This window comes from Streptomyces sp. TLI_053 (assembly GCF_900105395.1).
Lineage (GTDB): Bacteria > Actinomycetota > Actinomycetes > Streptomycetales > Streptomycetaceae > Kitasatospora.
In genome coordinates this window covers 8,844,466-8,869,829 of record NZ_LT629775.1, presented here as the reverse complement: position 1 = coordinate 8,869,829, position 25,364 = coordinate 8,844,466, and the positions used below count along the sequence as shown (strand labels likewise).

Annotated in this window: 26 protein-coding genes; 10 read left to right on the top strand and 16 right to left on the bottom strand. The window is 75.0% G+C overall.

Annotated features, from left to right (window positions below; all coding sequences use genetic code 11):
* Positions 1-42: 42 nt before the first annotated feature.
* Both BLU95_RS36915 and BLU95_RS36910 read right to left on the bottom strand, forming a co-directional pair.
* The gene (locus tag BLU95_RS36915; RefSeq protein ID WP_173862199.1) at positions 43-891 is read right to left on the bottom strand and encodes a HEAT repeat domain-containing protein; all 849 of its coding nucleotides are present in this window, start codon (positions 889-891) and stop codon (positions 43-45) included.
* Between the two features lie 133 nt (positions 892-1,024).
* Positions 1,025-1,630, bottom strand: a complete 606-nt coding sequence (locus BLU95_RS36910) for a hypothetical protein (protein ID WP_093863831.1) — start codon at positions 1,628-1,630, stop codon at positions 1,025-1,027.
* A 114-nt stretch (positions 1,631-1,744) separates the two neighbouring features.
* On the opposite strand from BLU95_RS36910, the gene BLU95_RS36905 reads away from it, so the two are divergent.
* Positions 1,745-2,104: a hypothetical protein gene (locus BLU95_RS36905; protein ID WP_159425157.1), complete on the top strand. Its 360-nt coding sequence runs from the start codon at positions 1,745-1,747 to the stop codon at positions 2,102-2,104.
* Positions 2,105-2,263: 159 nt separating this feature from the next.
* Here the strand turns inward: BLU95_RS36905 and BLU95_RS36900 are convergent, their stop codons facing one another.
* Positions 2,264-3,277, bottom strand: coding sequence for a metallophosphoesterase family protein (locus tag BLU95_RS36900; RefSeq protein WP_093863829.1), 1,014 nt, complete (start codon positions 3,275-3,277; stop codon positions 2,264-2,266).
* Positions 3,278-3,515: 238 nt separating this feature from the next.
* On the opposite strand from BLU95_RS36900, the gene BLU95_RS36895 reads away from it, so the two are divergent.
* Positions 3,516-4,352 carry an ATP-grasp domain-containing protein gene (locus BLU95_RS36895; protein ID WP_093863828.1) on the top strand — a complete coding sequence of 279 codons (837 nt, stop codon included), beginning with the start codon at positions 3,516-3,518 and terminating at the stop codon, positions 4,350-4,352.
* 129 nt (positions 4,353-4,481) lie between these two features.
* Here BLU95_RS36895 and BLU95_RS36890 read toward each other — a convergent pair whose 3' ends face one another.
* Positions 4,482-4,946: a hypothetical protein gene (locus BLU95_RS36890; protein WP_093863827.1), complete on the bottom strand. Its 465-nt coding sequence runs from the start codon at positions 4,944-4,946 to the stop codon at positions 4,482-4,484.
* Positions 4,947-5,340: 394 nt separating this feature from the next.
* Between BLU95_RS36890 and BLU95_RS36885 the strand changes: the two genes are divergently transcribed.
* From BLU95_RS36885 to BLU95_RS36875, 3 genes are read left to right on the top strand one after another with little or no spacing between them, the layout of a single operon-like run.
* On the top strand, positions 5,341-6,093 hold the full coding sequence (locus BLU95_RS36885) for an ABC transporter ATP-binding protein (RefSeq protein WP_093863826.1): 753 nt from the start codon (positions 5,341-5,343) through the stop codon (positions 6,091-6,093).
* A 5-nt stretch (positions 6,094-6,098) separates the two neighbouring features.
* Entirely contained in the window at positions 6,099-7,487 is a 1,389-nt protein-coding gene (locus tag BLU95_RS36880; RefSeq protein ID WP_093863825.1) for an FtsX-like permease family protein, read from the top strand.
* Positions 7,480-8,901 carry a sensor histidine kinase gene (locus BLU95_RS36875; protein WP_093863824.1) on the top strand — a complete coding sequence of 474 codons (1,422 nt, stop codon included), beginning with the start codon at positions 7,480-7,482 and terminating at the stop codon, positions 8,899-8,901. Before BLU95_RS36880 ends, BLU95_RS36875 begins: the two co-directional genes overlap by 8 nt.
* 37 nt (positions 8,902-8,938) lie before the next feature.
* Here BLU95_RS36875 and BLU95_RS36870 read toward each other — a convergent pair whose 3' ends face one another.
* Positions 8,939-9,604, bottom strand: a complete 666-nt coding sequence (locus BLU95_RS36870) for a response regulator transcription factor (protein ID WP_093863823.1) — start codon at positions 9,602-9,604, stop codon at positions 8,939-8,941.
* Positions 9,605-9,841: 237 nt separating this feature from the next.
* Between BLU95_RS36870 and BLU95_RS36865 the strand changes: the two genes are divergently transcribed.
* Together BLU95_RS36865 and BLU95_RS36860 are read left to right on the top strand one after the other, a co-directional pair.
* Positions 9,842-11,077, top strand: coding sequence for a benzoate/H(+) symporter BenE family transporter (locus tag BLU95_RS36865; RefSeq protein ID WP_093863822.1), 1,236 nt, complete (start codon positions 9,842-9,844; stop codon positions 11,075-11,077).
* A gap of 327 nt (positions 11,078-11,404) precedes the next feature.
* Positions 11,405-12,001 (top strand): choice-of-anchor C family protein, encoded by a 597-nt coding sequence (locus BLU95_RS36860; protein WP_093863821.1) that lies wholly within the window; start codon positions 11,405-11,407, stop codon positions 11,999-12,001.
* Positions 12,002-12,061: 60 nt separating this feature from the next.
* Here BLU95_RS36860 and BLU95_RS36855 read toward each other — a convergent pair whose 3' ends face one another.
* The 5 genes from BLU95_RS36855 to BLU95_RS42710 form a co-directional block, all read right to left on the bottom strand.
* Positions 12,062-12,376 (bottom strand): hypothetical protein, encoded by a 315-nt coding sequence (locus tag BLU95_RS36855; protein WP_093863820.1) that lies wholly within the window; start codon positions 12,374-12,376, stop codon positions 12,062-12,064.
* A 63-nt stretch (positions 12,377-12,439) separates the two neighbouring features.
* Positions 12,440-12,769, bottom strand: a complete 330-nt coding sequence (locus BLU95_RS36850; protein ID WP_093863819.1) for a hypothetical protein — start codon at positions 12,767-12,769, stop codon at positions 12,440-12,442.
* 167 nt (positions 12,770-12,936) lie between these two features.
* Complete coding sequence (locus BLU95_RS36845) at positions 12,937-13,755, bottom strand: maleylpyruvate isomerase family mycothiol-dependent enzyme (RefSeq protein WP_093863818.1); 819 nt, start codon at positions 13,753-13,755, stop codon at positions 12,937-12,939.
* Between the two features lie 143 nt (positions 13,756-13,898).
* Positions 13,899-14,225 carry a type II toxin-antitoxin system PemK/MazF family toxin gene (locus BLU95_RS42715; protein WP_093863817.1) on the bottom strand — a complete coding sequence of 109 codons (327 nt, stop codon included), beginning with the start codon at positions 14,223-14,225 and terminating at the stop codon, positions 13,899-13,901.
* Positions 14,222-14,461, bottom strand: coding sequence for a hypothetical protein (locus BLU95_RS42710; RefSeq protein ID WP_159425156.1), 240 nt, complete (start codon positions 14,459-14,461; stop codon positions 14,222-14,224). Before BLU95_RS42710 ends, BLU95_RS42715 begins: the two co-directional genes overlap by 4 nt.
* 223 nt (positions 14,462-14,684) lie before the next feature.
* On the opposite strand from BLU95_RS42710, the gene BLU95_RS36830 reads away from it, so the two are divergent.
* The gene (locus BLU95_RS36830; protein WP_093863815.1) at positions 14,685-15,125 is read left to right on the top strand and encodes a hypothetical protein; all 441 of its coding nucleotides are present in this window, start codon (positions 14,685-14,687) and stop codon (positions 15,123-15,125) included.
* A 52-nt stretch (positions 15,126-15,177) separates the two neighbouring features.
* Here the strand turns inward: BLU95_RS36830 and BLU95_RS36825 are convergent, their stop codons facing one another.
* The 5 genes from BLU95_RS36825 to BLU95_RS36805 all read right to left on the bottom strand — a co-directional run bounded on the left by BLU95_RS36825 (position 15,178) and on the right by BLU95_RS36805 (position 20,866).
* On the bottom strand, positions 15,178-16,557 hold the full coding sequence (locus BLU95_RS36825) for a cytochrome P450 (RefSeq protein WP_159425155.1): 1,380 nt from the start codon (positions 16,555-16,557) through the stop codon (positions 15,178-15,180).
* Positions 16,558-16,943: 386 nt separating this feature from the next.
* Positions 16,944-17,819, bottom strand: coding sequence for a DUF4394 domain-containing protein (locus BLU95_RS36820; RefSeq protein ID WP_502689877.1), 876 nt, complete (start codon positions 17,817-17,819; stop codon positions 16,944-16,946).
* 162 nt (positions 17,820-17,981) lie between these two features.
* Positions 17,982-18,761 (bottom strand): hypothetical protein, encoded by a 780-nt coding sequence (locus BLU95_RS36815; RefSeq protein WP_093863812.1) that lies wholly within the window; start codon positions 18,759-18,761, stop codon positions 17,982-17,984.
* A gap of 236 nt (positions 18,762-18,997) precedes the next feature.
* The gene (locus BLU95_RS36810) at positions 18,998-19,672 is read right to left on the bottom strand and encodes a GOLPH3/VPS74 family protein (protein ID WP_093863811.1); all 675 of its coding nucleotides are present in this window, start codon (positions 19,670-19,672) and stop codon (positions 18,998-19,000) included.
* A gap of 120 nt (positions 19,673-19,792) precedes the next feature.
* Entirely contained in the window at positions 19,793-20,866 is a 1,074-nt protein-coding gene (locus BLU95_RS36805) for a polysaccharide deacetylase family protein (RefSeq protein ID WP_231978078.1), read from the bottom strand.
* A 356-nt stretch (positions 20,867-21,222) separates the two neighbouring features.
* Between BLU95_RS36805 and BLU95_RS36800 the strand changes: the two genes are divergently transcribed.
* Both BLU95_RS36800 and BLU95_RS36795 read left to right on the top strand, forming a co-directional pair.
* Positions 21,223-21,705, top strand: a complete 483-nt coding sequence (locus BLU95_RS36800) for a GNAT family N-acetyltransferase (RefSeq protein ID WP_093863810.1) — start codon at positions 21,223-21,225, stop codon at positions 21,703-21,705.
* A gap of 440 nt (positions 21,706-22,145) precedes the next feature.
* A complete protein-coding gene (locus BLU95_RS36795) occupies positions 22,146-23,270 on the top strand; it encodes a hypothetical protein (RefSeq protein ID WP_093863809.1) in 1,125 nt (374 codons plus the stop codon).
* A 253-nt stretch (positions 23,271-23,523) separates the two neighbouring features.
* Here BLU95_RS36795 and BLU95_RS36790 read toward each other — a convergent pair whose 3' ends face one another.
* Entirely contained in the window at positions 23,524-25,254 is a 1,731-nt protein-coding gene (locus tag BLU95_RS36790) for a serine hydrolase (RefSeq protein ID WP_093863808.1), read from the bottom strand.
* Positions 25,255-25,364 lie beyond the last annotated feature (110 nt).

Below are 25,364 nucleotides of genomic sequence, written 5' to 3'. Positions count from 1 at the left end.
GGCGGTCGAGCGGTCGGGCAGTCGGGCCGCTCGGGAACCGGGTCAGCCGGCGGGGAGCGGTACCGCGCCCGCGGGCTCCCACCGGCGGAGCCGGCGGACGTCCGCCACCGCCTCGCGGACGTCCGGGTGCGGGTCGTCGGCGAGGGCGGCGAGCAGTTCGGCGGTACCGGGCGTGCGCCAGTCGCGGACCGCCCACGCCAGGTACTCCCGGACGCCGGGATCGGGGTGGGCGGCGAGGTGGGCGAGTTCGGCGAGCGGGCCCCGCGGGCGCCGCAGCACGCCGAACCAGTCGAGGGCCGCCCGCAGTTCGGCGGGATCGCCCTGGTCCCCGGCGGCCGCGATCCGGGCGAGCAGCACGGGGGTCGGCGGCGGCGGGCCGTCCAGCGCGTGCGGGAGCCGCTCGCGCAGCCGGCGCGCCCCGTAGCCGCCGCGGTCCCGGCACCCGTAGCAGGTGCAGGGCCGGGTGCCGTGCGCGTCGGGCCGGTACCGCCAGCCCACCACCTGCGGCGCGGCGCGGACCCGGTGCACCTCCCCCGCTCCGATCGCCCGGGGCACGAACACCTCCCACCCGCGAGGGTCGTCGAGCGCCGCGATCCGCCGGACCGCCTCCGCCGCGGGGACCTCGGCCTGGGCCCTCTGCCGCCGGTCGCCGTAGGGCCCGACCAGCACCGGCTGGGCGTCGTCCAGCCGGACGTGCACCGCCACCCGCCCGCCCCGCCGGTCGAACCGGCCGAGCTCGCGCATCCACTGGTGGGTGAGCGTGTAGGACGGCAGCACCGGGAAGACGTAGACCCCGCGTGCACCGCCCTGGCCGTGACTGGCCGCGCGGAGCCCGGCCCGCCGGATGCGCGGCGCGTTCGCCGCCGCCGTCAGGTGCACAAACATCGCCATGGATCGGCATGTTAGGTGATCGGCTCCGCGGAGTCCGGGGAATTTCCGGCCACCGCTCCGGCACCCGATCCGACCCCACCCCGACCCGGCCCGGCCCCCGACCCTCGACCCCCGACCCCCGGAGCGGAGAGGCTCAGCGGTGGTTCAGCAGGCCCTCCGCCAACGGGCCGAACAACACGCCCCAGTTGCCGGGCAGATGACGCACCGCCGCGGTGAGGTGGAAGCGCACGACCGTCCACTCGTCGGGTCGCGCCCGCGTCCCGTGCTCGCGGACGGCCTCGAGGCAGTGGTCGACGAACTCCGTGTCCTCCTCGTCGAACCCGAGCCGCTCGTACGCCTGCCGCACCTCCGGCGCCTCCTCGAACCACTCCTCCCAGCCGGTGGCCGCCCCCAGCAGGTAGAGCAGGTGGCTCCCGGCCACCGGCAGCACGGCGCGCAGGTCCGCGAGGACGACGGTCCGGTCCGCGTCGTCACCGGCGATCGCCGAGCCGTCGACCGCCAGGGCGACCAGGCCGTCCCAGTGGGCGGTGTCGTGCCGGCCGGTGGTCTGGCGCATGTACGCGCTCGCGAAGGCGGACATCGCGCCCGGATCGTCGATCAGCGGCGAGAGCACCAGGTCGCTCGTGAAGTCGAAGCCGAAGTAGTACCGCCGTCCGTCGACGGTGAGCGACTCCACGCCGCCGACGTGACCGACCCGATCGGGCAGCGAGGGGAAGCGCTTCAGGATGTCCTGTTCCATGCCGCGGACGATAGCCCTGCCCACCGACACCCGCCCGGGCCGGTGCCCCCGTCGGGCCGCACGGGCACCGCGGAGCCCGCGGGGATGTCGGGCCCCTCCCCTACCGTCCTGCCCATGACTTCGACGACGACGAACCCACCGTCCGACGGCTCCGTGCTGACCCACCCGGACACCGGCGGCCACCCCGCCCTCGACGGCGCCCCGATCGCACGCGTCACCGGCCCGCTGCGCGCCTGTCTGGTCGAACTGGCCACCCACCTCGACCCGCCCGGCGCGGCGGCCGACCCGGACGGCGCGGCGTGCGACGCCCTGCGGCTGCTGGCCGCGGCCGCCCACGACACCGCCGAGGCGGGCGAGCAACGCGGCCTGCTCTTCGTCACACCGCCCGTCGCCCAGCTGGGGCGCCGTCCGGTGTGGCTCTGGCGGGGCGAGGACGGGACGATCACCGCCGGCTTCCCGACCGACTACCGCTGACGGCCCGGGGCCCGGCTGCCCCCCGGGCCGAGCGGGTGCTGACGGCGCGGCGGCCGCCCCGGGTGAGGGCGGCCGCCGGTCACCGGCTGCCGGTCAAAGGCTGCCGGTCGCCGGCTGCCGATCACAGGCCGCCGGGTACGGGCCGCCGGGTACGGGCCGTCAGACGCGGTTGGCCAGCGGTACGGTCGTCCGCTTCATCCAGGTGCCGGTCGCGAAGTCACGTGCCGAGATGACGACACGGTCCCGGTACACCTCCACCTGGAGGCCCTGGTTGAAGCGGCCGGGGACGGTCGACTCGCCGCCCTGTCCATTGTCGACGAAACCGGTCTGCACGGCGCCGGTGTTGACCACCGAGAAGCCGTCGAGGTTGGCGGTGCCGGGCACCACGCGGCGCACGTACCAGTCGGACAGGCCGAGGTCCCAGTGCGTGTGGCCGCTGAAGAGGAACACGTCGCGGTGCCGCCCCAGGATGCCGAGGAGCCGGTCGGCCTGGAGGTAGTCGCTCAGGTAGATCTTGCTGCGGGTGCCGGAGACGGTGTTGGGCAGCGGGTGGTGGGTGATCACCATGACCGGCTTGCGCCGCCGCGCCCAGTACTGCAGGCGGTCCTCCAGCCACTGGAACTGCGCCTCGCTGATCCACACCTCGTCCCACAGCGAGCTGTCGTGGTACCTCATGTAGCGCTCGGTGCCGAGGGTCAGCACCGGGATGCCGCCGAAGGACGTCTCCGCGTAGACCGCGGACCGCCGGGCGAAGCGGTAGAAGCTGCGGAACAGGGAGTCCTCGGTGGTGCCGTTGGGCCAGGTGCTCTGGGCGAGCGTGTTCGGGTCGGACCACTTCGGCACGTAGAACTCGTGGTTGCCGATCGCCCAGGCCACCTCGCGCGGCTTCGGGCCCTGGTCCAGCACCTTCTGGACCTCGGCGTACTCGAAGTCGTAACCGCGCGGCGTGATGTCGCCGGCGACGGCCAGGCCCGAGGAGCGCGGGTTGGTGGACCTGATGTCCCGCAGGGCCTGGGCGAAGTCACCGAGGTCGCCCTGGATGTCGCTGATGACGTTGAAGGTGGTGACGAGCCCGCCACCGTCCTGGGCCGGCGCGGCCTCCGCGGTGCCCTGGGCGAGCCCTCCGAGCACCAGCGCTCCGGCGGTCGCACCGAGCAGGGATCTGCGTTCCATGGTCGTTCCCTTCGACTTTCGCACGGGGCGGGGGGAGTTCACCGCCGCACGATCGGACCAGACCCGTTATCAGTATGCGATCAAGTGGGCGACCAGATGAACGTGCGTCGACGACCTACCCACCTCGCCCCGACGCCCGACACCCTCCCCCGGCGCCCGACACCCTCCCCCCCCCCCCGGCGGGGCGGCCGGACGGCGGCCAGTAGGTTGGGCGGCGTCAGCCGACCCCTGGAGAACCATGGCCGCCACCAAGCCCCGTGTCCTGTACGTCACCGACCTCGCCTACCCCGCCAGTGGACGCCGGTACTGCGACGAGGACATCGCGCTCTCCGCCCGGCTGCGCGCGGACTTCGACATCGCCCTGTGCCACCCCCTGGACGCGGCCGCCCTGATGGACGCCTTCGACCTGGTCCTGGTCCGCAACAGCGGCCCGGTGCTGCACTACCAGGCCCAGTACGACGCCTTCCGGGCCGCGGCGCTCCGCTCGGGCACCCGCGTCCACAACCAGCTGCGCGGCAGGGCCGACATGGCGGGCAAGCGGTACCTGCTGGCACTCTCGGCCGCCGGCCACCCCGTCATCCCCACCGTCGACCGGGCCGAGGACCTCCCCCGGCTGCCCGTGGTCCCCGAGTACGTGGTCAAGCCCGAGCTGGGCGCGGACTCCATCGGCCTGGCGTTCGTGCCCCGCGAGGAGCTCGCCGGCATCGCGTTCGGCGGCGTCCTGGTCCAGCCGCGGATCCCCTTCACCTACGAGGTCTCGTTCTACTTCGTCGACCGCGCCTTCCAGTACGCCCTGTACGCCCCGGACCCCGCCCGGCGCTGGGAGCTGGAGCGTTACCGGCCCACCCCCGCCGACCTCGCGTTCGCCCGCCGCTTCGTCGACTGGAACGACATCGACCACGGCATCCAGCGCGTCGACGCCTGCCGCACCCCCGAGGGCGATCTGCTGCTGGTCGAACTGGAGGACCTCAACCCCTACCTGTCCCTGGACCTCCTGGACGACACCACCCGCGACACCTTCGTCACCGCCCTCACGGCCTCCCTGCACGCCCTCCTGGCCACCGACCGGCCCTGACCGCCCCGACGGTGCCCCGGCCTCCCGGCCCGGGCCTCCCCGACCGTGCCCCGACCTCCCGGTCCGGGCCGTCGGGCGGTTCCCGGCGGCCCGGACGCGGGGAGCGTCGCTCGCCGTGCCGGTGCCCGGTCAGCCATCGGCCGGGATTCCCACGTTGTCGTCGCCGAACGGCACTCCCACCTTCCACCGGGTGCCGCTGAACGGCGGTTCCGTGCTCGGCGCCAGGCCGACACTGCCGTCGCCGGTGCGGCCGTCCAGGAACCGGTTGCCCTCGATCTCGCCGAGGCACTTGAAGGTGGTCGAGCCGTCGCTCAGCCTGGCGGCGAGCCATCTGGTGCCGCTGAACGGCGGATTGGTGTTGGGCGCCAGGCCGACCGTGCCGTCGGCCGTGCGGCCGTCCAGGAACCGGTTGCCGGGTACGTCGCCCTCGCAGAAGAGCGTGACGACGCCCTCCGGACCGCCGTTCATCTTCCAGCGGGTCCCGCTGAACGGTTCACCGGGGTGCGGTGCGAGACCGACCGTGCCGTCGCCGGTCCGCCCGTCCAACAGGCGCGGACCTGCGACATCTCCGAGACAGGTGATGAGGACTTCCATGACCGACTCCTCCCTTCGCGACCACGTGGTGGTCATCGATGCCGAGGGGGCTGGGCCGAACCTGTCCGAAGAGGGGCGGAACACCCCTGTTGCCAATGTGCGCCCACCCGTTGAGGTAAGTCAAACATGTATACGTACCGTATTTCCGGTGACTGCCAGTCACTCCCCGGGCGGGATCGGCGGGACCGACCGTCGTCCGCCGGATGCGATGCGTGATCAGGGACGCGCCGGGCGGGAGCCCGTTCCGAGCGGGGTGCGGTGACGGGCACCGGGGAACACGTCCGGTCCACCCCGGCCGCACCGACCGCACCGACCGGGGGTTCGGGAAACCGAACCCCCGGTTCGGGGGGCCGCACGATCGATCGGCACGGCCCCCGCCGCCGAGGATGGCGGTATGAACGGAACGACACAGACCACCGGTACCGAGGCCGCCGCGAGGGCGGACGGGGTGTACCGCGAGTACGGACGCGGCGCCGCCGCGGTGCGGGCCCTGCGCGGGGTGTCCGTGGCCTTCGCGCCGGGCACGTTCACCGCGGTGATGGGGCCGTCCGGGTCCGGCAAGACCACCCTGCTGCACTGCCTGGCCGGGATGGACCGGCCCACCCGGGGCACGGTCCGGTGGGGCAGCACCGAGGTGTCGGGGCTGCCCGAGCGGCGGTTGGCGGAGCTGCGCCGCAGCCGGGTCGGGTTCGTGTTCCAGGCCTTCAATCTGATGCCGGCGATGACGGTCGCCCAGAACGTCGAACTGCCGGGGCGGCTCGCCGGACGGCGGCCCGACCGGGGCCGGGTGCTGGAGGCACTGGCCCGGGTCGGCCTGGCCGGGCGGGAGGGGCACCGGCCCGGGCAGCTGTCCGGCGGTCAGCAGCAGCGGGTGGCGATCGCCCGGGCCCTGGTGTCCGGACCCGAGGTGCTGTTCGCCGACGAGCCGACCGGCGCGCTGGACCGGTCCACCGGGCACGAGGTGCTGGCCCTGCTGCGGTCCGGGGTGGACCGGGACGGCCGGACCTGCGTCATGGTGACCCACGATCCGGTGGCCGCCGGGTACGCGGACCGGGTGCTGCTGCTCGCCGACGGCCTGGTGGTCGACGAGCTCGAGCGCCCCACCGCCGCCCGGGTCGCCGACCGCCTGAGCCGGCTGGGCGGGTGAGCGCGATGTTCTCCCTCGTTCTCGGACAGCTGCGCGCGCGTCCGGCCGCTTTCGCCGGAACGGCCGCCGCCATGCTGCTCGCCGTCGCCGCGATCACCCTGTTCGGCTCCCTGGCCGCCGCCGAACTCGCCACCCCCGCGGCCGCCCGGAAAGCGGTCGCCGGACCCGGTCCGATGATGATCGCCGGCGCGTTCGGCGAGATCGCCGTCCTGGTCGCGTTCTTCGTCGTGGTCAATGCGCTGGGCTTCGCGCTCCGGCAGCAGCACCGGGAACTGGCCCTGCTGTGCACCGTCGCGGCGACGCCCCGGCAGACCCGGCGGCTGGTGCGCGGCCAGGTCCTCGTCACCACCCTGCTGATGACCGTGCCGGGCTGGGCGCTCGGCGCCCTGGCGGCCCGATGGTTCCTCGCGGCGCTCCAGCGCCGCGGAATGGCGGCGCCGGCCGTCCGGGTGCCGGGCACGCCGGTGCCGATGCTGGTCGCCCTCGGCGTGGTGCTGCTCGTCGGACTGGCGGCCGCCGCGGTCGCGGCCCGGCGGATCTCCCGCATCGCACCCGCGGCGGCACTGACCGCGAGCTCGACCGAGCACGCCCGGACCGGTGCGCTGCGGCTGCTCGCCGGGGCCGGCGTGCTGGTGGGCGGTGTCCTGCTGCTGCGGCTGTCGGCGTCCCGGCCCGCCGACCAGGTGGACAAGGCGGGGCAGGCCGCGCTGCTCGCCTCGCTGGTGCTGCTGGTCGCGGTCGCCCTGGCGGGGCCGTTCGCGGCGCGGCTCCTCGCGGCCGTCCTGGGCGGGCCGCTGCGGCTGCTGGCGCCCGGAACGGGCTGGCTGGCCGACGCCAACCTGCGCGGCTACGCCCGGCGACTGTCGTCCGCGGTGGTGCCGGTGGCCCTGCTGGTGGGACTGTCGGGCACCATGTCGATCATGACATTCACCGCCGGGCGCGCCGCGGCGGCGGCAGGGGGCACCGCCTCCTCCGCCGGTTCCGTGACCTCCGCCACCGACATCTGGCTGCGGCAGGCCGAGCTGGGGATGCTGGTCTGCTTCGCCACGGTCTCCGTCGTCAACACCCTGGTCGCCGTGACGGCCGACCGGCGCCGGGAGTTCGCCCTGCTGCGGCTGGTCGGCGCCACCCGGCCGCAGCTGCTGCGGATGCTCTCGGCGGAGGCGGTGCTGACCACCGCGGTCGGCGTCCTGCTCGGCGCGGCGGTCGCGGGCGCCGCGGCCTCGGCGTTCAGCGCCGCGGTGACGGGTTCGGCGGTGCCGCCGGTTCCCGTGGCGACCTGCGGGTGGATCGTGGCGGGCGCGGCGGCACTGGTCCTGCCGGGCATCCTGGTCACCGGCCGCTGGGCGGTCGGCGGACCGGCGGCGGAGCTGGTGGGCGGCGGCCGTGACTGAACCCGCCGACCGCAGGACGGACCGCACGACCGACCGCCGCGTCGACCGCACGACCGACCGACCTGCCGGGGGCGCGGGCCGGGGCGCCGGCCGGACGGTCGCACCCGGGTGGCGGCGCCACCTCGCCGTCCGGGGCGGGGACTGGGCCTTCGCGGTCCTCGGGCTGCCGGTCGCGCTGCTCGGCGGGCTCTGCGCGATCGCGCTCCTGTACGCGGGGGTCCTGCTCTCGCTGACGGTGGTCGGCCTGCCGTTCGTCGTCCTCGCGCTGCTCGGGGTACGCCGGCTCGGCGCACCCCAGCGGTGGCTGGTGGACCGGCTGCTCGGCGAACGGATCGAGCCGCCGGCCCCGCTCCCCCGCCCGGCGGGGGCACTGGCCCGGGGCCGGGTGGTGCTCACCGATCCGGTCGCCTGGCGGGTGCTGCTCCACCTCGTGCTGCGCCTGCCGCTGGGTGTGCTGGGATTCGCGGCCGCCGTGCTGCTCCCGCTCGGCAGCGGATGGCTCCTCGGCTTCCCGCTCTGGGCCCGGCTGCTGGAACCCGGGCCCCGGGCGGCCGGCTGGCCGGAGTTCGTCGCCGTGCCCCTGGGTCTGGTGCTGCTGGCCTCGGCGCCGGGCGCGGTCCGGGCGCTGAGCGGGGTGAACCGGCGGCTGGCCCGGGTCCTGCTCGGCCCGGTCCGGGAGCAGCAGCGCGTACGGCAGTTGGAGAACGCCCGCACCGGGCTGATCGCGGCCAACACCGACCGGCTCCGCGGGCTGGAGCGCGACCTGCACGACGGCACGCAGGCGCGACTGGTCGCGCTGGCGATCACGCTCGCACTCGCCGAGGACGCGCTCGGCCCGGTCGGACCGCCCACACCGGACCGGGCCCCCGGGCCAGGCCCCGACCCTGCCCCCGGCGCCGGCGCGGCCGCGGACACCGCCCGGCTGCGCGCCCTCGTCACCCGGGCCCGTACGCAGACGGACGACACCATCGCCGAACTCCGGCTGCTCACCCGGGGCATCCACCCGGTGACGCCGGAGGGCGGCCTCGGCGAGGCCCTGCCCGGCCTCACCGCGACCTGCCCGGTACCGGTCGACATCCGCCTGGACCTGCGTCAGCGGCCGGAGCCGGCCATCGAGCAGGCGGTCTACTACTGTGCCGCCGAACTGCTCACCAACATCGCCAAGCACAGCGGGGCCCGCTCGGCCGAACTCGCGGTGCGCGCGGCCGAGGGCCGGGTCCGGCTGCTGGTGCGCGACGACGGCCAGGGCGGGGCGGCGCCCGGCGGCGGGGCCGGGAGCAGGAACGGCAACGGCGGCGGGAGCGGCCTGGCCGGTCTGGCCGAGCGGCTGGCGGCGGTGGACGGGGTGCTGCGGGTGGACAGCCCGCCCGGCGGACCCACCACGGTCACGGCCGACCTCCCGGCGGCCCTGTGAGCCGTCGTCACCCCCTCCCGGCGGTGGTGAGCCGTCGTCACCGCTCCTGGTCGGCCAGGTACGCGAGGACGGCCTTCACCCGCCGGTTGTCGACGTCCGTGGCGGGCAGGTCGAACTTGGTGAAGACGGCGGCCACGTGCTTCTCCACCGCCCGGTCCGACACCACCAGCAGCGTGGCGATCGAGCGGTTGGAGTGGCCCTGCGCCATCAGCTCCAGCACCTCGCGCTCGCGCGGTGTGAGGGTGTCCACCAGGCGCCGCCGGGTGCCGCGCATCAGCCCGGTGACCACCTCCGGGTCGAGCGCCGTGCCGCCGTCGGCGACCCGGTGCAGCGCGTCCATGAACTCCGAGGTCCGGGCGACGCGTTCCTTCAGCAGGTAGCCCGTTCCCGCGGCACCGCCGGCCAGCAGCCGGGCCGCCCAGACCGTCTCGATGTGCTGCGAGAACACCAGGATGCCCGTCCCCGGGTGGCTCGCCCGGATCTCGACGGCGGCCCGGATCCCCTCGTCGGTGTGGGTGGGGGGCATCCGGATGTCCACCACGGCGACGTCCGGCCGGTGCTCGGCCACCGCGGCGAGCAGTTCGGGCGCCGTCCCGGCGGTGGCCACCACCTCGCACCCCCGCGCGCCGAGCAGCTCGACCATGCCCTCCCGGAGGATGACGGAGTCCTCGGCCAGTACCACGCGCAACCGCTTGTCGATCATGACGCCATTATCGCGTCCGCGAAGTCCCGACGGACGGACGCGGAAGACCCCGACGGACGGGCACGGGAGTCCCCGGCGGACGGGCACGGGAGTCCCCGGCGGACGGGCACGGGCGTCCTCGACGAAACGGGCACGGGAGTCCGAGGTGCGCGGGTGCGGAAGTCCGCAGCTGGGCGGACGCCGGCGTCCCGGTGGACGGGCCGGTCCGCGTCCGGTGGGGTTCGGGATACTGCCGGGATGACAAACGAACTGACGGCCCGGCCGGAGACGGCGCCGGCCGGGGACGGGGAGCGTCGGACGCTGCGGCGTGATGTGTCGGGGCCGGCGCTGCTGGCGGGCCTGGTGTGCGTCGCGGTGTCGTTCTCCGGTCCCCTGGTGGTGGTGCTCGCGGCGGCAGCCGCCGGGCGGCTGGACACGGCGCAGACGGCCTCCTGGATCTGGGCGGTGGCGATCGGCAGCGGGGTGAGCGGCTTCGCGCTGAGCTGGTGGACGCGGACGCCGGTGGTCACCGCCTGGTCGACGCCCGGGGCCGCGCTGCTGGTGACCAGCCTGGGCGACTACCCGTACCGGGAGGCCATCGGGGCGTTCCTGGTGAGCGCGGTGACGGTGACGCTGTTCGGGGTGACCGGGTGGTTCGGGCGGCTGATCGCCGCCGTGCCGGTGGGGATCGTGAACGCCATGCTGGCGGGCATCCTGTTCTCCTTCGGCGCCGGGATCTTCGGTGCCGTGCACAGCGCGCCGACGCTGGTGGTCGGCGCCTTCGCGGCGTTCCTGGTGGCCAAGCGGTTCGCGCCCCGGTACGCGGTGCCGGTGGCACTGCTGGCCGGCGGAGTGCTGGCGGCGCTGACGGTCGGGCTGCCGCTGCGCCCGGGCTCGGGCGGGCCGACGGTGCCGGTGCTGACGGCGCCGGCGTTCTCCTGGTCGGCCGTGGTGGGTCTGGCGCTGCCGCTGACGATCGTGGCCCTGGCCTCGCAGAACGCGCCGGGCCTCGGGGTGATGCGGGCCTTCGGCTACCGGGCGGACGACCGGCTGCTGATCGGTTCGACCGGCGCGATATCGGTGCTGATGGCACCGTTCGGCTCGCCGGGGGTCAATCTGGCCGCGATCACGGCGGCGATCTGCTCGGGTCCGGAGGCGCACCCGGATCCGCGTCGCCGCTATGTGGCGGGGATGTCGTCGGGCGCGCTGTACGTGCTCGTGGGCAGTTTCGGCGGGGTGCTGGTGAGCCTGTTCACCGGGCTGCCGAAGGAACTGATCGCGGTGATCGCCGGGGTCGCGCTGCTGGCCTCGCTCCAGGGCAGTCTGGCGGCGGCGGTGGCGGAGGAGCGCGGACGGGACGCGGCGATGGTGACCTTCCTGGCGAGCGCCTCGGGGATGAGCCTGTTCGGCATCGGCTCGGCGTTCTGGGGGCTGTTGTTCGGGCTCGGGACCCATCTGGTCCTGGACGCGGGGCGGGGCGGCGGGCAGCGGTAGGGGCAGCGGAAGGAACGGGTTGCACGACGCGGGCCGGAGCGCGCGACGCGGGAGGGGCGTGCACGAATCGTCCCGCTCCCCGGAAGACGCCCGGGCCGCGACCCGGGCGCGGCCCGACCGCGAGGCCGCAGCCGTCCGCGAAGGTCCCGCCCGGCCCGCTACGACCGGGCCGGACCGATCGAAACCGGCGCGCGAGAGCACGGGAACCGTCCGTGCGCGACACCGGGCGCCACCCTTCCGGCCTTGGCAGGGATCACCGCGACGGCGGACGCTCTGTGCACAGCCGATCATCGGCTGATCCCACTCACCAGCCCCGGGAGGGCACCCATGTCGTTCTCGCGCACCCGCATCGCCGCCGTCGCCCTGCTCGTCGCCGGCGCCACCGCGCTGGCCGTCCCGGCCCAGGCCGCCGGCGGCAACCGGGCGCTCAGCCGGTTCGACGACGGCAGCTTCGAGACGCCCAAGGCCCCCGTCAACTCCTTCACCCCGCTGACCGCCGGTCAGACCATCGGCCCGTGGCGCGTCGCGAGCGGGAGCGTCGACCTGATCGGCGCGGGCTTCTGGCAGGCCGCCGAGGGCGACCAGTCGGTGGACCTCAACGGAAACAGCGCCGGCACCGTCACCCAGAGCTTCACCACCGTGCCGGGCGCCACCTACTCGGTCACCTACTCGCTGGCCGGCAACCCGGCGGGCGCGCCGGCCCTGAAGACCGGCCGGGCGCTGATCGACGGCCAGAACTTCCAGGACTTCTCCTTCGACGTCACCGGCAAGACGTTCACCGCCATGGGCTACGTGGGCCGCCAGTTCACCTTCGTCGCCCAGGGCGCGTCGACCACCCTGGGCTTCACCAGCACCATCGGCGGGTCGTACGGGCCGGTCGTCGACGACGTGCAGGTGAAGGAGTGCAAGCCCTGTTGCGGCTGACCGGGGCACCCCGCGAACAGGGGGCCCGGCGGTGCGGCCGCACCGCCGGGCCCCCGCGCATCAGCGGGTACAGCTGATCGCGGCATTCGCCCCGTAGTAGCCGGGGGCGAGCCGGTAGGACTCGGCGAACAGCAGCACGCACTGCTCGTTGAGGAAGCCGCTGAGCAGCGCACCGTGGCGGGCCTGCGTCTCGGCCTCGCGCTTCGCCTTCTTGGGGCTGTTCTCGTAGGCGGAGCCCGTGAACCGCTGCGTCTCCTGCGCGACGGCGGCGGTGCGGGTGGCGGTGTCGGCGGTGGCGTGGGCGGCGGTCGGCACGAGCGCCGCCAGACCCGCGAGAGCCAGAGCGGCCCCGCCCCGGACGAACATCGACGTCATCTCTGTGGTCCCACTTTCCTTCTCGGTGGACATCGGGGTGGGTCAGGGTCGGGTCGGCGCGGGTCAGCGCTGGCAGAAGACCTCGGCGACGGCGGTGAACCAGCCGCTGCCGGTCGCCCGGACGTCGGAGGCGCGCAGGTAGCACTGGCTCCGCTGCCAGCCGGCCCGCTGGGCGTTCGCGAAGGCCACGTTGGCCGCGCTGGTGATCGCCGAGGACTGCGTGCCGCCGGTCCCGCTGCCGGTGAACGTCGCCATCTCGGTCGCGGCGATCGCGGACACCCCGGCGGGGGCCGCAGGGGAGGCCTCGGCGGCGGCGACACCGCCGAGCAGGCAGGCCGAGGCCGCGACCGCGACGACGGTGGCGCGCAGACGGAGCGAGGAAGAACGGCTCATGGGAACTCCTCCAGAACGGGATCCGATGGTCACGGCACTGACCCCGCGCCCCGGACGAGCGCCGGGGCGGGGTCGGCAACATCAGTCTCCGTGTACGGAGTTCGGCCGGACAAAGGCCTTCGAGCACCGTCGAATACGGACTCCGGACGCCCTGCCGGGCAGCGCCCTCAGGGGGCGCTGAACAGCCCGGGGAAGGAGGAGGCCAGCCACGGCCGACGGCCCCAGGCCAGCACCTTGCCCCGGCGGAGCGCGTCGGTGGCGGTGAAACGGCCCAGCGCGATCAGGAGGAACGCGACCGGTTCGGTGAGGACGGTGCAGTCCGGACGGCGCGGCGGCTCCTGGCTCACCACGGCCGCACCGTCCGTGAAGGTCACCGCGAAGCCGTCCAGACCCCGCACCCGCAGGCGGTAGCAGGCGCTGTGGCCGGCCGCCGCGCGGGCGTCCACCACCAGCGGCATGGCCGTCCGCAGGAAGGGCATCGTCAGCCCGACCCGCCGCCGGTCGATCGGGTGCGGCCGCCCGAGCGCGACGGCGATGTCGTAGAGGTGGCCCAGCATGTGGGTCAGCAGGTAGGCACCGAGGGTGTCCAGGTCCATGCGGCCCAGCGGTGTCAGGACCGCCTCCCCGCCGTCGCGGTGGCCGGCCGCCGCGGTGAACCGCCGGGCCTGCCGGGCGATCTCCGCGCCGAGCACGGTCGGGTCCCGCTCCGGACGTGCGGCCAGCGAGGCCTCGTTGGCCGCCGCCAGCGAGCCGGGGGTGCCGTCCCCGTAGGGCCGGTCCGCGCCGGCCGCGAGTTCCGCCATCAGCTCGTTGGCCATCGCCAGGTGCGCGGCCGCCTCGGCGACCGTCCACCGCGCACCGGGGATCGGGGTGGCGCCGCGGCAGTCGGCGAGCAGGGCGACGGCCGCGTCACCGACCTCGGTGACCGCGTCGAACAGCGCGCCGCGCTCGGCGCCGGGCCCCTGCGCGGGGAGCTGAGAAGTCATGGGGGAGAACACTGGCGCACTCCCCTGCCCGTGTCCAGACCCGCGCCGCAGGGCGGCTCCCTGCCCGTGTCCGGACCGGCGCCGCACGGCACTCCACTCCCCGTGTCCGGACCCGCGCCGCAGGGCGCGCTGCCCGGCCCGGCTCAGGGCAGGGCGAGGCGCAGCCGCTCACTGACGGCGTGCATGGTCCGCTCGTCGAGCCGCTTCTCCTGCACCTCGACGTCGTAGAGGCCGGGGCGGATCGTGGTCACGAAGTCGGCCAGCACGTGCCCGGCGACGCCGTCCACCGCGCACCCCTGGTGCTCACCGATGGACACGGCGGTGGGCCACTCGTCGGAGCCGGTGCCGATCTGCGCGACGACGACGGTGTCCAGGACGGCGTTGCGGGCGTCGTTGGAGATCACCACCCACATCCCGCCCATGCCGTCGCGCCCGACGACGATCACGTCCCCGCGTCGCAGGGAGGTCACAGGTCCCCCTCCATGGCGCTGACGGCGAAGTAGGTGGCCCGGTCGGCGAGCGCCGTCTCCTCGGAACGCCCGAGCCTGCGGCTCATGTCCCGGTAGCCCGCCTCCAGGGTGACGGCCAGCGCCCGGTCGAGGGCGGCGGTGTGGACGAAGCGCTTGACCGGGAGTCCGGCGGCCGCCGCGGCCCGACGGATCCGGGTCAGCTCGGCCTCCGTGAAGGAGACGTTCAAGGCTGGCATGACCATGAAGGTACCGGCATCCGGTACCGGAGGCCAGGTACCGACGGGACCCGCGCCGGGGCTTCCGGGTGTCAAGACGCGGCGCCCGGCCCCCGACCCCGCCCGCGCCGGACATACCCGCCGCACGGGCCCCCTTGACAGCCCCGACAGCGGCCGGCGCCTGCTCTCCTGGTCGGCGGCACCACGGCCAGGCGCGTTCCTCACATCCGACAGGAGAACAGCCATGCCCATCCCCTACGCCCGCAAGGCCCTGACCGCTCTCGCGGCCGGCGCGGCCCTCGTCGGCACCACCCTCACCGCCGCCGGACCGGCCTCCGCCGCCACCGGGCGGGCCGACTACCAGGTCGCCTGTGCGAGCAGCAAGTACCACTGGTGCGACGCGGTGAGCACCAGTGAGGCGTACGCGCAGATGAACGTCTACTGGGGCAGCGACGGCCACGAGTACATCGACGCGTTCCTCAACACCTTCCACCAGGGCCAGAACCTGTGGATCCTGACCTGGAACGGGAGCGGCTGGGACTGGGCCGGTGTCCCCGCCACCATCGACGAGCACAACGGGCAGTGGGGCGCCCTCGACCTCGGACGCTCCGACGCCGGCAAGACGATCAAGCTCGCCATCTACAACTGGAGCACCGGCGGCTACGCGTACACCAACTCGCACTGACGGCAGCGGCTCCCGGAGCCCCCGCGCCCGCCGGGGCGGGGGCTCCACCGCGTCAGGCCCCCGGCCGGCCGGGGGTGCCCGTCGGGCGGCGGTCGAGCACCCGCAGGCGCAGCCGGTGCGGCCGCAGGACGGTGGTCAGGCGCACCGGGCGGTCGTCGGTGCGTCGGCGGCCGGACAGCGCGACGGGGCGTCGGCGTGCCAGCAGGGTGGCCAGCGCGATGGCGGCCTCGGTGCGGGCGAAGTCCGCGCCCAGGCACTGGCGGGGGCCGTTGGCGAAGCCGGCGAAGGCCCAGCGCGGGAGCGCGGCGGCCCGCTCGGGCAGCCAGCGGTCCGGGTCGAAGCGGGCCGGGTCGGCGAAGATCCCGGAGTGGTGGTGGGCGACATAGGGGCTGAGCACCACCTGGGTGCCGCGCGGCAGGGTGCGGCCGCCGAGTTCGACGGTCCGGGTGCAGGTGCGCAGCAGGACCCAGCCCGGCGGGTACAGCCGCAGGGCCTCGGTCAGCACCCGCCCGGTGTACGGCAGCCGGTGCAGGTCGGCGAACCGGGCGGCCCGGCCGTCCGGCAGCACCTCGTCGAGCTCGCGGTGCAGGGCGGCGAGGACGTCGGGACGGGCGGTCAGCAGGCGCAGGGTCCAGGAGAGCTGGGAGGCGGTGGTCTCGGTGCCGGCGAGCAGCATGGCGACGACCTGGTCGTGCAGTTCGGCGTCGGACAGGGCCGTGCCGTCCTCGTCGCGGGCGGCGACCAGGCCCGCGAGCAGGCCGGTGCGGTCGGTGCCGTGCGCCCGGTGGTCGCGCACCAGCTCGTTGACGGTGCTCCGCAGGGTGCGCACGGCCGCCCGGTAGCCGGGGCCGGCGGGCAGCCGGACCACCCGTCGCAGGGCTCCGGCGAACGCGGTCTCGAAGGCCCGCTGGAGCCGGCCGGCCAGGACGTCCGGCACCTCGGTGCCGAGCAGGGTGCGCGTCACCACCCGCAGGGTGAAGCGGTAGCAGGACGGGAAGACGTCCACCACCTCGCCGGGCCGCCAGGAGTCGGCGAGCAGCGCCGCCTCCCGGGTCATCACCTCCGCGTACGCGGCGATCCGGTCGGGCCGGAACTCCGGTTGCAGCATCCGGCGTTGGCGGCGGTGGTCGGCGTGGGCGCAGGTCGCCACCCCGTTGCCGAGGATCTCCCGGAAGCGCCCGTAGATCGGGCCGCCCTTGTCGAAGGTGCGGTCGTCGGCGTAGACCTGCCGCAGCAGCTCCGGATGGCAGGGCACCACCAGCCGGTTCGGTCCCAGGCGGAGGTCCACCAGGTCGCCGTGCCGGTGCAGCCCGGCCAGCAGCGCGGCCGGGTCGCGCACCAGCGCGGGCAGGTGCCCGAGCAGCGGCACCGCCCCGGGCAGGCTCGCGTGGACGTAGGCGGGGGGCGCGGCATCCCGCGCGGACGAGGACACGTACAGCAGGGTAGACACGGCCGGGCGCGGACGACAGTACCCGCGCGGGTGGCGAGCCCGGCGCGGCCGGTCGCAACGCCTTCCGGGGCACGGAGGCACTCTCCCGGCGGCACTCTCCGGCGGGACTCTCCGGTACGACTCTCCGACGGGACCCGACCGCGGACGGCCGTGGTGCGTCCCGGTCGTCGCCGTACGCGGCGATGTTGGGCCGTGCGGGTGATAACGGCAGTCCGGGCGGGGCGGGGCGGCGAATACAGGATGCGTCCGGCGGGACTTCCAGGCCGTGCCGGCGCAACGGCGGGAGCCGCCTCCACTGGTGAAGGACGTGCGGCTCCCGCTCCCTGTTACCCCTGTCCCCCGGCTACGGGGTGCGGGAAAGGGAGCGGTCAGTCCTGGTCGAGCGGCAGCGCGAGGTCGGTGACGTGCGAGGAGGCGGGGAACGCGCCCAGGCCGGTGGCCCGACCGGTCAGCACGTCCACCCGGTACAGCGACCGGGTCCCCGCGACGTCCAGCGCGGCGTAGCCGTAGTTCATGCCCTGCTTGGTGGAGTAGTAGATGTCGAAGCCGGCGTCGGGCGCGGCATCGACGCCGAACTTGCCGGTGGGGGCGAGGGTGCCGGTGTTGGCCGGGGACTGCAGGGAGACCCGGTCGTTGCTGGTGTCGAGGTCGAACAGGCTGGTGGCGGTGGCCGCGTCGAGGTCGTTGTTGGTGTAGGCGGCGGCGGTGACACCGAGGGCGGTGGTGCCGGTGGTGGCCGGGGGGACGGGGAGGTTGGTCAGCGTCCCGTCGGCGACGGTGGTGCCGGCGGCCGGGGTGCCCATCGGGTCGTCGATGTTGTGCCGCAGGTTCTGGCCGGTGTCGGAGACGATCCGCAGCCGGTTGGCGGCGGGGTTGAAGTCGACGCCGAACCAGGTGCCCTGGAGCGCGACGGTCAGCTGGGAGACCTTGGTGGCGCAGCCGCTTGTGTCGTCGAGGGTGTAGATGCCGCCGCGGTCGCCGACGCCGTACAGGGCGTGGTTCTGGACCCGGTAGTCGATGCCGACCAGGCGGGTGTCACCGTTCAGGCCAAAGACGGCGCCGATGACGTGCACGTGGTCGGGGTGGACCACCGGGAAGTCGACCAGACGCTGGTCGTCGGTCAGGCCGACCGCGTAGAGCTTCTCCCAGACCTTCCCTTCCGGGACGCTCTGCGCGGTGGCGCCGGGCGCGAGGGTGAGGCCGAGGGCGGCTGCGGTCGCCGTGGCGACCAGGACTGCCGTCATGCGCATACGCACGAGGTTTGTTCCTTCCGATCGGAAGCGGGACCCGCCGGGTGCGGATCCGCTGCCCCAAGGGACACACATCCTCGGTCGTCACGGCTGCCGACATGCCACAGGGTCACTCGCCCGGCCCGGTACCGGGACGACCACCGGAGCACGGTGTCATCAGGCCAGGACGAAGGAGCGCAGCAGATCGACCTCCTCGAATCCCGCCCGGCCGAGCGCGCCGCACTGTGCCGGGGCATCGGGCTCGAGCAGGTCGACTGTGGCCAGCGCCTCGCACACACCGGCCCGGTCGAGGGCCGCCAGCGAGCGGTGCAACAGGTGCTGGCGGGCATCGGCGGGCGGCGAGGGACGGGGAACGGCACTCGTGCTGTGGAGGGTGCCGTCAGGGGTGATCCAGGGCACGGGGCAGGCCGAAGGGCCACCGGTCGCGCCGCGTTCCCCGGGGGCCACGCGGGTGACCGGGGCGACAGCGGCCACGGGGGCGACCGGGGCGACGGGCCGGTGCAGGAGGAGCCACTGGTGACGGGTACGGAAGCCCGCCGCGGCGAGTGCCTCGGTGGTGACGGGCCGGTTGTGGAGCGGCACGCCCGGAAGGTGCGGCGGCCACGGGGTGGCACGGCCGAAGGCGGTCACGGTACCGAGGCCCGCGCTCCGTTCCAGAGCGGTTCTCAGCAGGGCCGCCGCGACAACGGGATTCTCGCGGCAGTGCAGCCACATCAGCTCTCCGGCGCGCGAACCGGGGCCGGGGTGGCGGTCGAGCGCCATCGCGCCCACGACCTGCCCGGAGCCGTCGTGGGCCACGAGAACGCACTGGCGGCCCTCGTACGCAGCTGTGCCGGAAGCCGCCGTCCGCCGGACGGAGAGCACCGACGGCCGGTCGGCCGCCGCGAGTTCGGCGACCCGGTTCCTGTCGGCGACGGCCGCCGGCCGAACCCACACGGTCTGTCCTGCCCTGAGTACCACGATCACGTCCCGGTCGTCTGCGAGGAGTCCTTCGTCGCTGGTGCTTCGACGTCGCCCTCGCTCCGGTCGGGCCGGGCCCGTGACAACCACCCGGACGGCCCAGCCGCACCACCTCCCGGCGGCGCGGGTCCGCACTCCCAGGACAACCCGGGGCCGACGTCAGTTCCCTCGCCCGGGTGGGCCACGGCTCGTTCGGCGGACGCGGGGTGGGGTCAGGAGACCGCCGCGGCCGCGGCAGCGGCGCTCGCCGCCGCGGTGGCGGCCATGATCGCGACCTGGGTGGCGCGGATCGTGTCCTGCACGGCCTCGGCCGCCCACTGACCCTCGGCGACGGCGGCCATCCTCGGTTCCACCCGCTTGCGCGGCTCGCCGGGGAAGGCCAGCCGGTGCAGCCGCGCGCCGTGCAGCAGGCCGATCAGCCCGGCGGTCCGCAGGTCCGGCTCGGCGTCCTCCAGCACGACCCGGTTCAGCCGCTCGCGCAGCTCGCGCTCCACCGTGCCGTCCGCCTCGGGGAAGCGGCGGACCGGGAAGAGCCCGAGCGCCCGGTGCCGCTCCTCGGTGACGATGCCGCGTGCGCACAGACCGGCCAGGGTGGCCTCGATGCTCTTCAGCTGGTCCTTCCTCAGCCAGGCGGCCACCGTCGCGGCCCTGGCGCTCCCGGCCCAGGCCGCGATCGCCTCCAGCCGGTCGTCGAGCAGCGCGTCGCCGGTCGAGGAGGTGTCGACCACCTCCACCCGGTTGCCGTCCACCCGGACGCGCTCGGCGAGCGCCAGCTCCAGCAGCAGGCCGCCGGCGACGATCCAGCCGACCGTCCAGCGGTCCTTGGCCTGGCCGCTCTCGTCGTCCAGGGACAGCAGCATGATCTCTTCGGCCAGCGTGACGCGCATGGGTCCACCCCCGTGGTCGAGGTACGAACGTCCCCGGTCCGGGGGCGTCGAGCGCTCCGTCGGGCCGATCGGACGACTTCGAACGATCAGCCGATGATAGATCATTTCCCCAGGAGGGACTCAGAAGGTACGGGCCGGGCGGGCGGCGAGCAGCTCGTCGAGGCCGACGATCCGGTAGCCGCGCCGGCGCAGGCCGGTGATCACTCCGGGCAGGGCGGCGACGGTCTGCGAACGGTCGCCACCGCCGTCGTGCATCAGCACCACCGAGCCCGGACCGACGGCGCGCAGCACCCGGTCCGCCACGATCCCGGGGCCGGGCCTGGACCAGTCCTTGGCGTCGACGTCCCAGAGCACCGTGGTGAGGCCCATCCCGGCGACCGCCCGGAGCAGTTCGGGGCTTCGGCCGCCGTACGGGGGGCGCAGCCAGCTCGACGCGCGGGTGGTCCCGACGGCGCGGGCCAGGGTGTCGGCGGTGAAGCCGAGCTGCTCGCGGAGCCCGATCGGGCCGAGGTCCGGCAGATAGGCGTGGGACCAGCTGTGGTTGCCCAGGAGGTGGCCCTCGGCGGCGATCCGGCGGACGACCCCGGGGTGGGCCAGGGCGTGCAGGCCGATGCAGAAGAACGCGGCGGGCGCGTCGTACCGGGCGAGCACGTCCAGCACCTGCGGGGTGTACTCCGGGTGCGGGCCGTCGTCGAAGGTCAGCGCCACCAGCGGGGCGGCTCCTCCGCCGCCCGCCAACAGCATTCCCTGCTCGACGAGTTCGCGCTCGACCGGCGCGCAGGCCGCCTCCGCGGCGGCGATCCCGTCCTCGCGGCCGGCCATGGTCCAGCCGTCCGGGGGCAGTGCCGTCAGCGCCCCGCGACGGGAGCGGCCGAGCGCGGCGAGGGAGCGCGCGGTGGTCCGACCGTCGGTCAGCAGTGGCGGGTCGGCGCGGAGTACGGGTATGCCGAGGGCGGCGAGCGGGGCGTCCATGATGCCGTTGGCGCTGTCGAGGACCACCGCGAGGCCGTCCGGCGACTGCCCCGCCAGCTCGGCCAGCCGCGCCAACGGCCGTTCCAGGGAGCAGTGTTCGTACACCTCGTCGACCACGTCCGAGCCGCCCCCGCCGGCCCCGCCGCCTACGCCGTCCACGCCGGACGGCCCGTCCTCGGCGCCCGCCACGGCGATCCGGTAACCCTCACGCGTCAGACCCACACCTGCGAACCGCACTGCGCTGCGCCTCCCTTGGACCGTTCGAGGCCGGCGGGACGGCAGCGGGCGGCGGCCGGCGGCCGCCGACGGCGGGCCGCAACGGACCACTTCGGGCACCCTCGACGTCCGCCCGGCGCACACCCCGATCGGCGGGCTGCCCAGATCATACGGACGCGCGGCCTCCGGGACGACAGGTACGGAAGGCAGCTTCCGGCCGACCGGCCGGGCCGGGGTCGGAGAGCCGACCCCGGGGGCCGGGGCAAGGGCGGCGGGAAGGGCCGTAACGGGGCAGGACGGGAAGGGACCGGGAAGGGACAGGGGCGGGACCGGAACCCCGTGCACCGGTTAGGGTCGGGCCCATGTCTGCCGCCACCCGCCCCCTGCGCCCCACCACCCACACCCTGCGCCCCGCCACCCGCGAGGACCTGCCCACGCTCCTGGCCCTGCTGGCGGACGAGGACCGGGTGGTGGACCCGGCGACCGTCGTGGTGACCGAGCCGTACGAGCGCGCCTTCCACGCGATCGACACCGACCCGCGCAACGAGCTGCTCGTCCTCGCGGACACGGACGGCGCCGTGATCGGCTGCCTCCAGGCCACCTACATCCCCGGCCTCGGCAAGGGCGGCGCCGAGCGCGCCCTGCTCGAAGCGGTGCGGATCCGCGCGGACCGGCGCGGGGGCGGCCTCGGCCGCGTCCTGATGACGCTCGCGATCGCCAGGGCCCGTTCGCGCGGCTGCGAGCTGGTCCAGCTGACCAGCAACAAGCAGCGCGAGGCCGCGCACCGCTTCTACGCCGGGCTGGGCTTCACCCGCAGCCACGACGGGTTCAAGCTGGCCCTCTGAGGCGGGTGTTCCGTGCGCGCGGGCGCACCGACCCGGCGGGAGAGCGGCAGCGGAGCGGCCGGTTCCGGCCAGGCCGGGGGCGGGGCGGGGCGGGCGCGGTGGGGCGGCTGGTTCCGGTGCGGGAACGGACGGGGCGGGCGGGCCGCCGGGGGCGGGTGGGGCGAGGGACGGCCGCCGCGCGAACGGCCGACGGCGGACCGGGCGGCCCGTGCCGGAGGCCTGTGCCACCGCCCGGCGCGCCCCTACGATGTGAGCGCCGTCGGGCCTGACCCCCGACCCCGTCACCGCCGGCCGACGCCGGGCCGCACCGGTCCTCCCTGAGGGACCGTCGTCCCGTCGGCCGCCGCCCACCGGCCCCGGCAGGGGCCCCGGGCGGAGCAGCGGTGCGGGCAGCACCGCGCAGGCCACCCGTGATTCCTCACCGTCCAAGGGGTATGCCCATGCACGCCGGTACCTTCGCACCACCGGTCAGACCCGTCGGCGGCGCCCGCGCCGTCCGCGCCCTGCTCCTCGTCCTCGCCGTGCTGGCGGCCCTGGTGGGCGTCAGCCTGCCGGCGGCCGGACCGGCCCACGCCGCGGTGCCCGACCGCTGGGGCTTCGCCTACCTCGACAACCCGACCCCGCCGCTCGGCTACGTCCCCGACACCAGCCGCCAGTGGGGCAGTTGGCCCACCCCGGCCACCAACCCGGTGAAGGTGGACCAGGTCGGCACCGGCTCCTACGTGGTGCACTTCCCGCTGATCGCCGGGCCCGGCGGCATCGCGCACGTGACGGCCGTCGGCCGCACCGGCAGCTGGTGCCAGGTCCGGGGCTGGGGCACGGCCGGCACCGGCCAGGACGTCGCGGTGGGCTGCTACCGTCCGGGCGGCGCGCCCGTGAACAACCAGTTCACCGTGCTCTACACCACCAGCAGCGGCGTACCGTCCCCGCCCGCCGGCAGCTACGGCTACGTGTTCGCCAACCCCACCGGCTCGGTGGTCACCCAGTACAACTCGGCCGGCGGCACCAACACGGTGGGCCCCGGCGGCACCGGCATCTGGAAGGTCTGGCTGCCCGGCCTGGGCCAGTCCGCCCCGGTCGGCAACCTCGAGGTCACCGCCGTGGACGCGTCCGCCGGCGCCCGCTGCAAGGTCGCCGACTGGTCCCCGTCGAGCACCGGCCAGACCGTCGTGGTCGCCTGCTTCAACGCGGCCAACGCGCCGTACAACACCCGCTGGACGCTGAGCTACTCGGAGAAGCGGGCCGTGCACGGCCCGGCCTTCCCGCCCAACTCCTTCGGCTACCTCTGGTACAACGGCGCCGTCCCCCCGGGCACCAACTACAACTCCTCCGGGGCCGTCAACACCCTCACCGGTTCGGTGCCCTACACCGTCAACCTGCCGAACGTCGCGGTGCCCTCGGACACCGCCCAGGTCACGGCCTTCGGCCCCGGCACGGACTACTGCGGACTGGCCACGCCCTGGAACCGCAGCGCCGGCACCGTGAACCTGTTCCCGCTGTGCTTCAACGGCTCGGGCTCGCCGATCGCGTCCCGCTTCTTCACCGCCTACACCTCGGCGTTCTGACCGCGCCGACGGCCGGGGAGCGGGTGTTCCCGCCTCCCCGGCCGTCACGCACCCGTTCGTCGGACAGTTCGGAACAGCCGGTGCCCGGGCGCCCGGATCGGTCGCCGCCCGTCCGACCGGACGTGACGGAGCCTCCTGACGCCCCGGTACCGGTGGCCGCGGCGGCGGCCAGGCTACCGCCCCGGGCACCGGCCGGGAACGGCCCCGCCGGTCCACGACTCCCCGCGCCGTGGACCGGTCGGCCCGCGTCCGGCTACTGGCCGTTCCGGGTGAAGGTGCCGAGCCCGTCGTGGTCGAACTGCTCGACGACCACGGTGGCGGCCCGCCCGTCCGCCCCCACGGCGAACGTCACCCCGGACAGGCCCGCGGCGTTCTCGCCCCGGGTCCGGAAGCTGAACACGTCGCCGTCGTAGTGCTGGAGCGGGAAGCGCAGACTGTCCGGCCCCAGGCTCATCACCAGCCCGCCGCCGTCCCCGGGACCCACCGTCATCGGACCGAAGTAGTCGTTGCCGTACGTGCCGAGGTAGGCGCTGTCCGGCTTCGCCGGGGCCGCTCCGGCCGGCGGGGAGGCGTAGTCGGTGGGCGAGGCCGGGCTCTGGGCGGCGGCGGGCACCACCTTGCCCATGAAGCCCAGCCAGTCGACCGTCTCGTGACCGTACTGGGCGAGGTCGAAGAACTCCTCGGCCACCGCCTCGGGCACGCCGGAGGGCTGGCCGTTGGTCAGGACCACGATCCCCAGCTGCTCGGACGGCAGCAGGGTCACCACGGTCGCCGCACCGAGCGAGAAGGCGCCGGAGTGGTTCAGCCGCAGCCGGCCCTCGGCGTCGTAGCTGACGTTCCAGCCCAGGCCGTAGAAGCCGCTCCGGCCGGCGGGCGCGGTGGTCGGGTTGGAGACGATCTGCGGCAGCCGGGTCTCGTTCAGACCCGCCGGGTCGACGATCTGCCTGCCCTCGAAGGTGCCGTCGGCGAGCTGCAGCCGCATCCACCGGCCGAGGTCCTGCACGGTGGAGCTCACCCCGCCCGCCGGGGCCTGCGGGTCGGGGTTCTCGGTGGCACTGACCCGCCAGCCGGCGGCGTCACGCACGTGCGGCGTCGCCTTGTTCGCCGCGCTGTCGTAGGCGGAGCGCAGGGAGCTGGTGGAGTTCATCCCGACCGGCTTGTAGAGCACGTCCGCCGCGAGGTCCTCCCAGGCCACGCCCTTGGCCTTGGCGACGGCCACGGCGGCTTCGGTCAGGCCGTAGTTGGTGTAGGCGTAGCTCGCCCGGAACGGCGCCAGCCCGTGGTCCCGGAGGTGCTGCAGGATGTAGTCGCGCTGGTAGCCGAGGTCCTCCAGCAGGTCGCCGGCGTGGTCCGGCAGACCGCTGCGGTGGGCGAACAGATCGGCGATGGTCACGTGGCTGCTCACCCAGGGGTCGGCCAGGGCGAAGCCCGGGTCGTGCGCGGTGACCGGGTCGTCCCACTTCACCGCCTTCTGGCCGACCACCCCGGCGACCACCGTCGAGGCGATCGGCTTGGAGAGCGAGGCGAGCTGGAACACCGTGTCCGGGTCCACCGCCTCCGGCTTGCCGAGCTGACGGACGCCCAGGCCCTTGGCGTGGATCACCTTGTCCTTGTACACGACGGCGAGGGCCAGCCCCGGCACGCCGGTCTTCGCCAGGGCGTTCTGCGCGTAGCCGTCGATCCGGGCCACGGCGGCGTTCACCTGGTCCTCGGTCAGCTCGGCCGGGGGCTGCCGCGGCGGAGCGGTGGCCGGGGCGGACGCCGAGGACGGGGAGGAGACCGAGGAGGCCGAGGAGGTCGAGGACAGGGAGGAGGCCGAGGACGGGGAGGCGGGGCTCGTGGGCGCGGCTTCGGGGTCGCCGCCGGAGGAGTCCGCGGTGCACCCGCCGAGCAGCGGAACACCCAGCAGCAGACCGGCCACCAGCAGGGGCGTGGTCCGGCCGGGCCCGGCGGCGGCCCGCCGGGGTGCGCCGTGACGATGCATCGGGATCCTCCCTCGTCCGGGGCGGCGCGGCCCGCATTCGGCGGCGCCGTCGTCCGCCTCACGGCGCGAGTATTCGACGCCCCGTGCGGCGCCCGCTCCCGCCGCGCGCC

What these genes read in the sequence shown, in the direction of transcription:
- BLU95_RS36915 (WP_173862199.1), bottom strand. Translation starts at nt 891, where the DNA reads ATGGCGATGTTTGTGCACCTGACGGCGGCGGCGAACGCGCCGCGCATC.
- BLU95_RS36910 (WP_093863831.1), bottom strand. Translation starts at nt 1,630, where the DNA reads ATGGAACAGGACATCCTGAAGCGCTTCCCCTCGCTGCCCGATCGGGTC.
- BLU95_RS36905 (WP_159425157.1), top strand. Translation starts at nt 1,745, where the DNA reads ATGACTTCGACGACGACGAACCCACCGTCCGACGGCTCCGTGCTGACC.
- BLU95_RS36900 (WP_093863829.1), bottom strand. Translation starts at nt 3,277, where the DNA reads ATGGAACGCAGATCCCTGCTCGGTGCGACCGCCGGAGCGCTGGTGCTC.
- BLU95_RS36895 (WP_093863828.1), top strand. Translation starts at nt 3,516, where the DNA reads ATGGCCGCCACCAAGCCCCGTGTCCTGTACGTCACCGACCTCGCCTAC.
- BLU95_RS36890 (WP_093863827.1), bottom strand. Translation starts at nt 4,946, where the DNA reads ATGGAAGTCCTCATCACCTGTCTCGGAGATGTCGCAGGTCCGCGCCTG.
- BLU95_RS36885 (WP_093863826.1), top strand. Translation starts at nt 5,341, where the DNA reads ATGAACGGAACGACACAGACCACCGGTACCGAGGCCGCCGCGAGGGCG.
- BLU95_RS36880 (WP_093863825.1), top strand. Translation starts at nt 6,099, where the DNA reads ATGTTCTCCCTCGTTCTCGGACAGCTGCGCGCGCGTCCGGCCGCTTTC.
- BLU95_RS36870 (WP_093863823.1), bottom strand. Translation starts at nt 9,604, where the DNA reads ATGATCGACAAGCGGTTGCGCGTGGTACTGGCCGAGGACTCCGTCATC.
- BLU95_RS36865 (WP_093863822.1), top strand. Translation starts at nt 9,842, where the DNA reads ATGACAAACGAACTGACGGCCCGGCCGGAGACGGCGCCGGCCGGGGAC.
- BLU95_RS36860 (WP_093863821.1), top strand. Translation starts at nt 11,405, where the DNA reads ATGTCGTTCTCGCGCACCCGCATCGCCGCCGTCGCCCTGCTCGTCGCC.
- BLU95_RS36855 (WP_093863820.1), bottom strand. Translation starts at nt 12,376, where the DNA reads ATGACGTCGATGTTCGTCCGGGGCGGGGCCGCTCTGGCTCTCGCGGGT.
- BLU95_RS36850 (WP_093863819.1), bottom strand. Translation starts at nt 12,769, where the DNA reads ATGAGCCGTTCTTCCTCGCTCCGTCTGCGCGCCACCGTCGTCGCGGTC.
- BLU95_RS36845 (WP_093863818.1), bottom strand. Translation starts at nt 13,755, where the DNA reads ATGACTTCTCAGCTCCCCGCGCAGGGGCCCGGCGCCGAGCGCGGCGCG.
- BLU95_RS42710 (WP_159425156.1), bottom strand. Translation starts at nt 14,461, where the DNA reads ATGCCAGCCTTGAACGTCTCCTTCACGGAGGCCGAGCTGACCCGGATC.
- BLU95_RS36830 (WP_093863815.1), top strand. Translation starts at nt 14,685, where the DNA reads ATGCCCATCCCCTACGCCCGCAAGGCCCTGACCGCTCTCGCGGCCGGC.
- BLU95_RS36820 (WP_502689877.1), bottom strand. Translation starts at nt 17,819, where the DNA reads ATGACGGCAGTCCTGGTCGCCACGGCGACCGCAGCCGCCCTCGGCCTC.
- BLU95_RS36810 (WP_093863811.1), bottom strand. Translation starts at nt 19,672, where the DNA reads ATGCGCGTCACGCTGGCCGAAGAGATCATGCTGCTGTCCCTGGACGAC.
- BLU95_RS36800 (WP_093863810.1), top strand. Translation starts at nt 21,223, where the DNA reads ATGTCTGCCGCCACCCGCCCCCTGCGCCCCACCACCCACACCCTGCGC.
- BLU95_RS36795 (WP_093863809.1), top strand. Translation starts at nt 22,146, where the DNA reads ATGCACGCCGGTACCTTCGCACCACCGGTCAGACCCGTCGGCGGCGCC.
- BLU95_RS36790 (WP_093863808.1), bottom strand. Translation starts at nt 25,254, where the DNA reads ATGCATCGTCACGGCGCACCCCGGCGGGCCGCCGCCGGGCCCGGCCGG.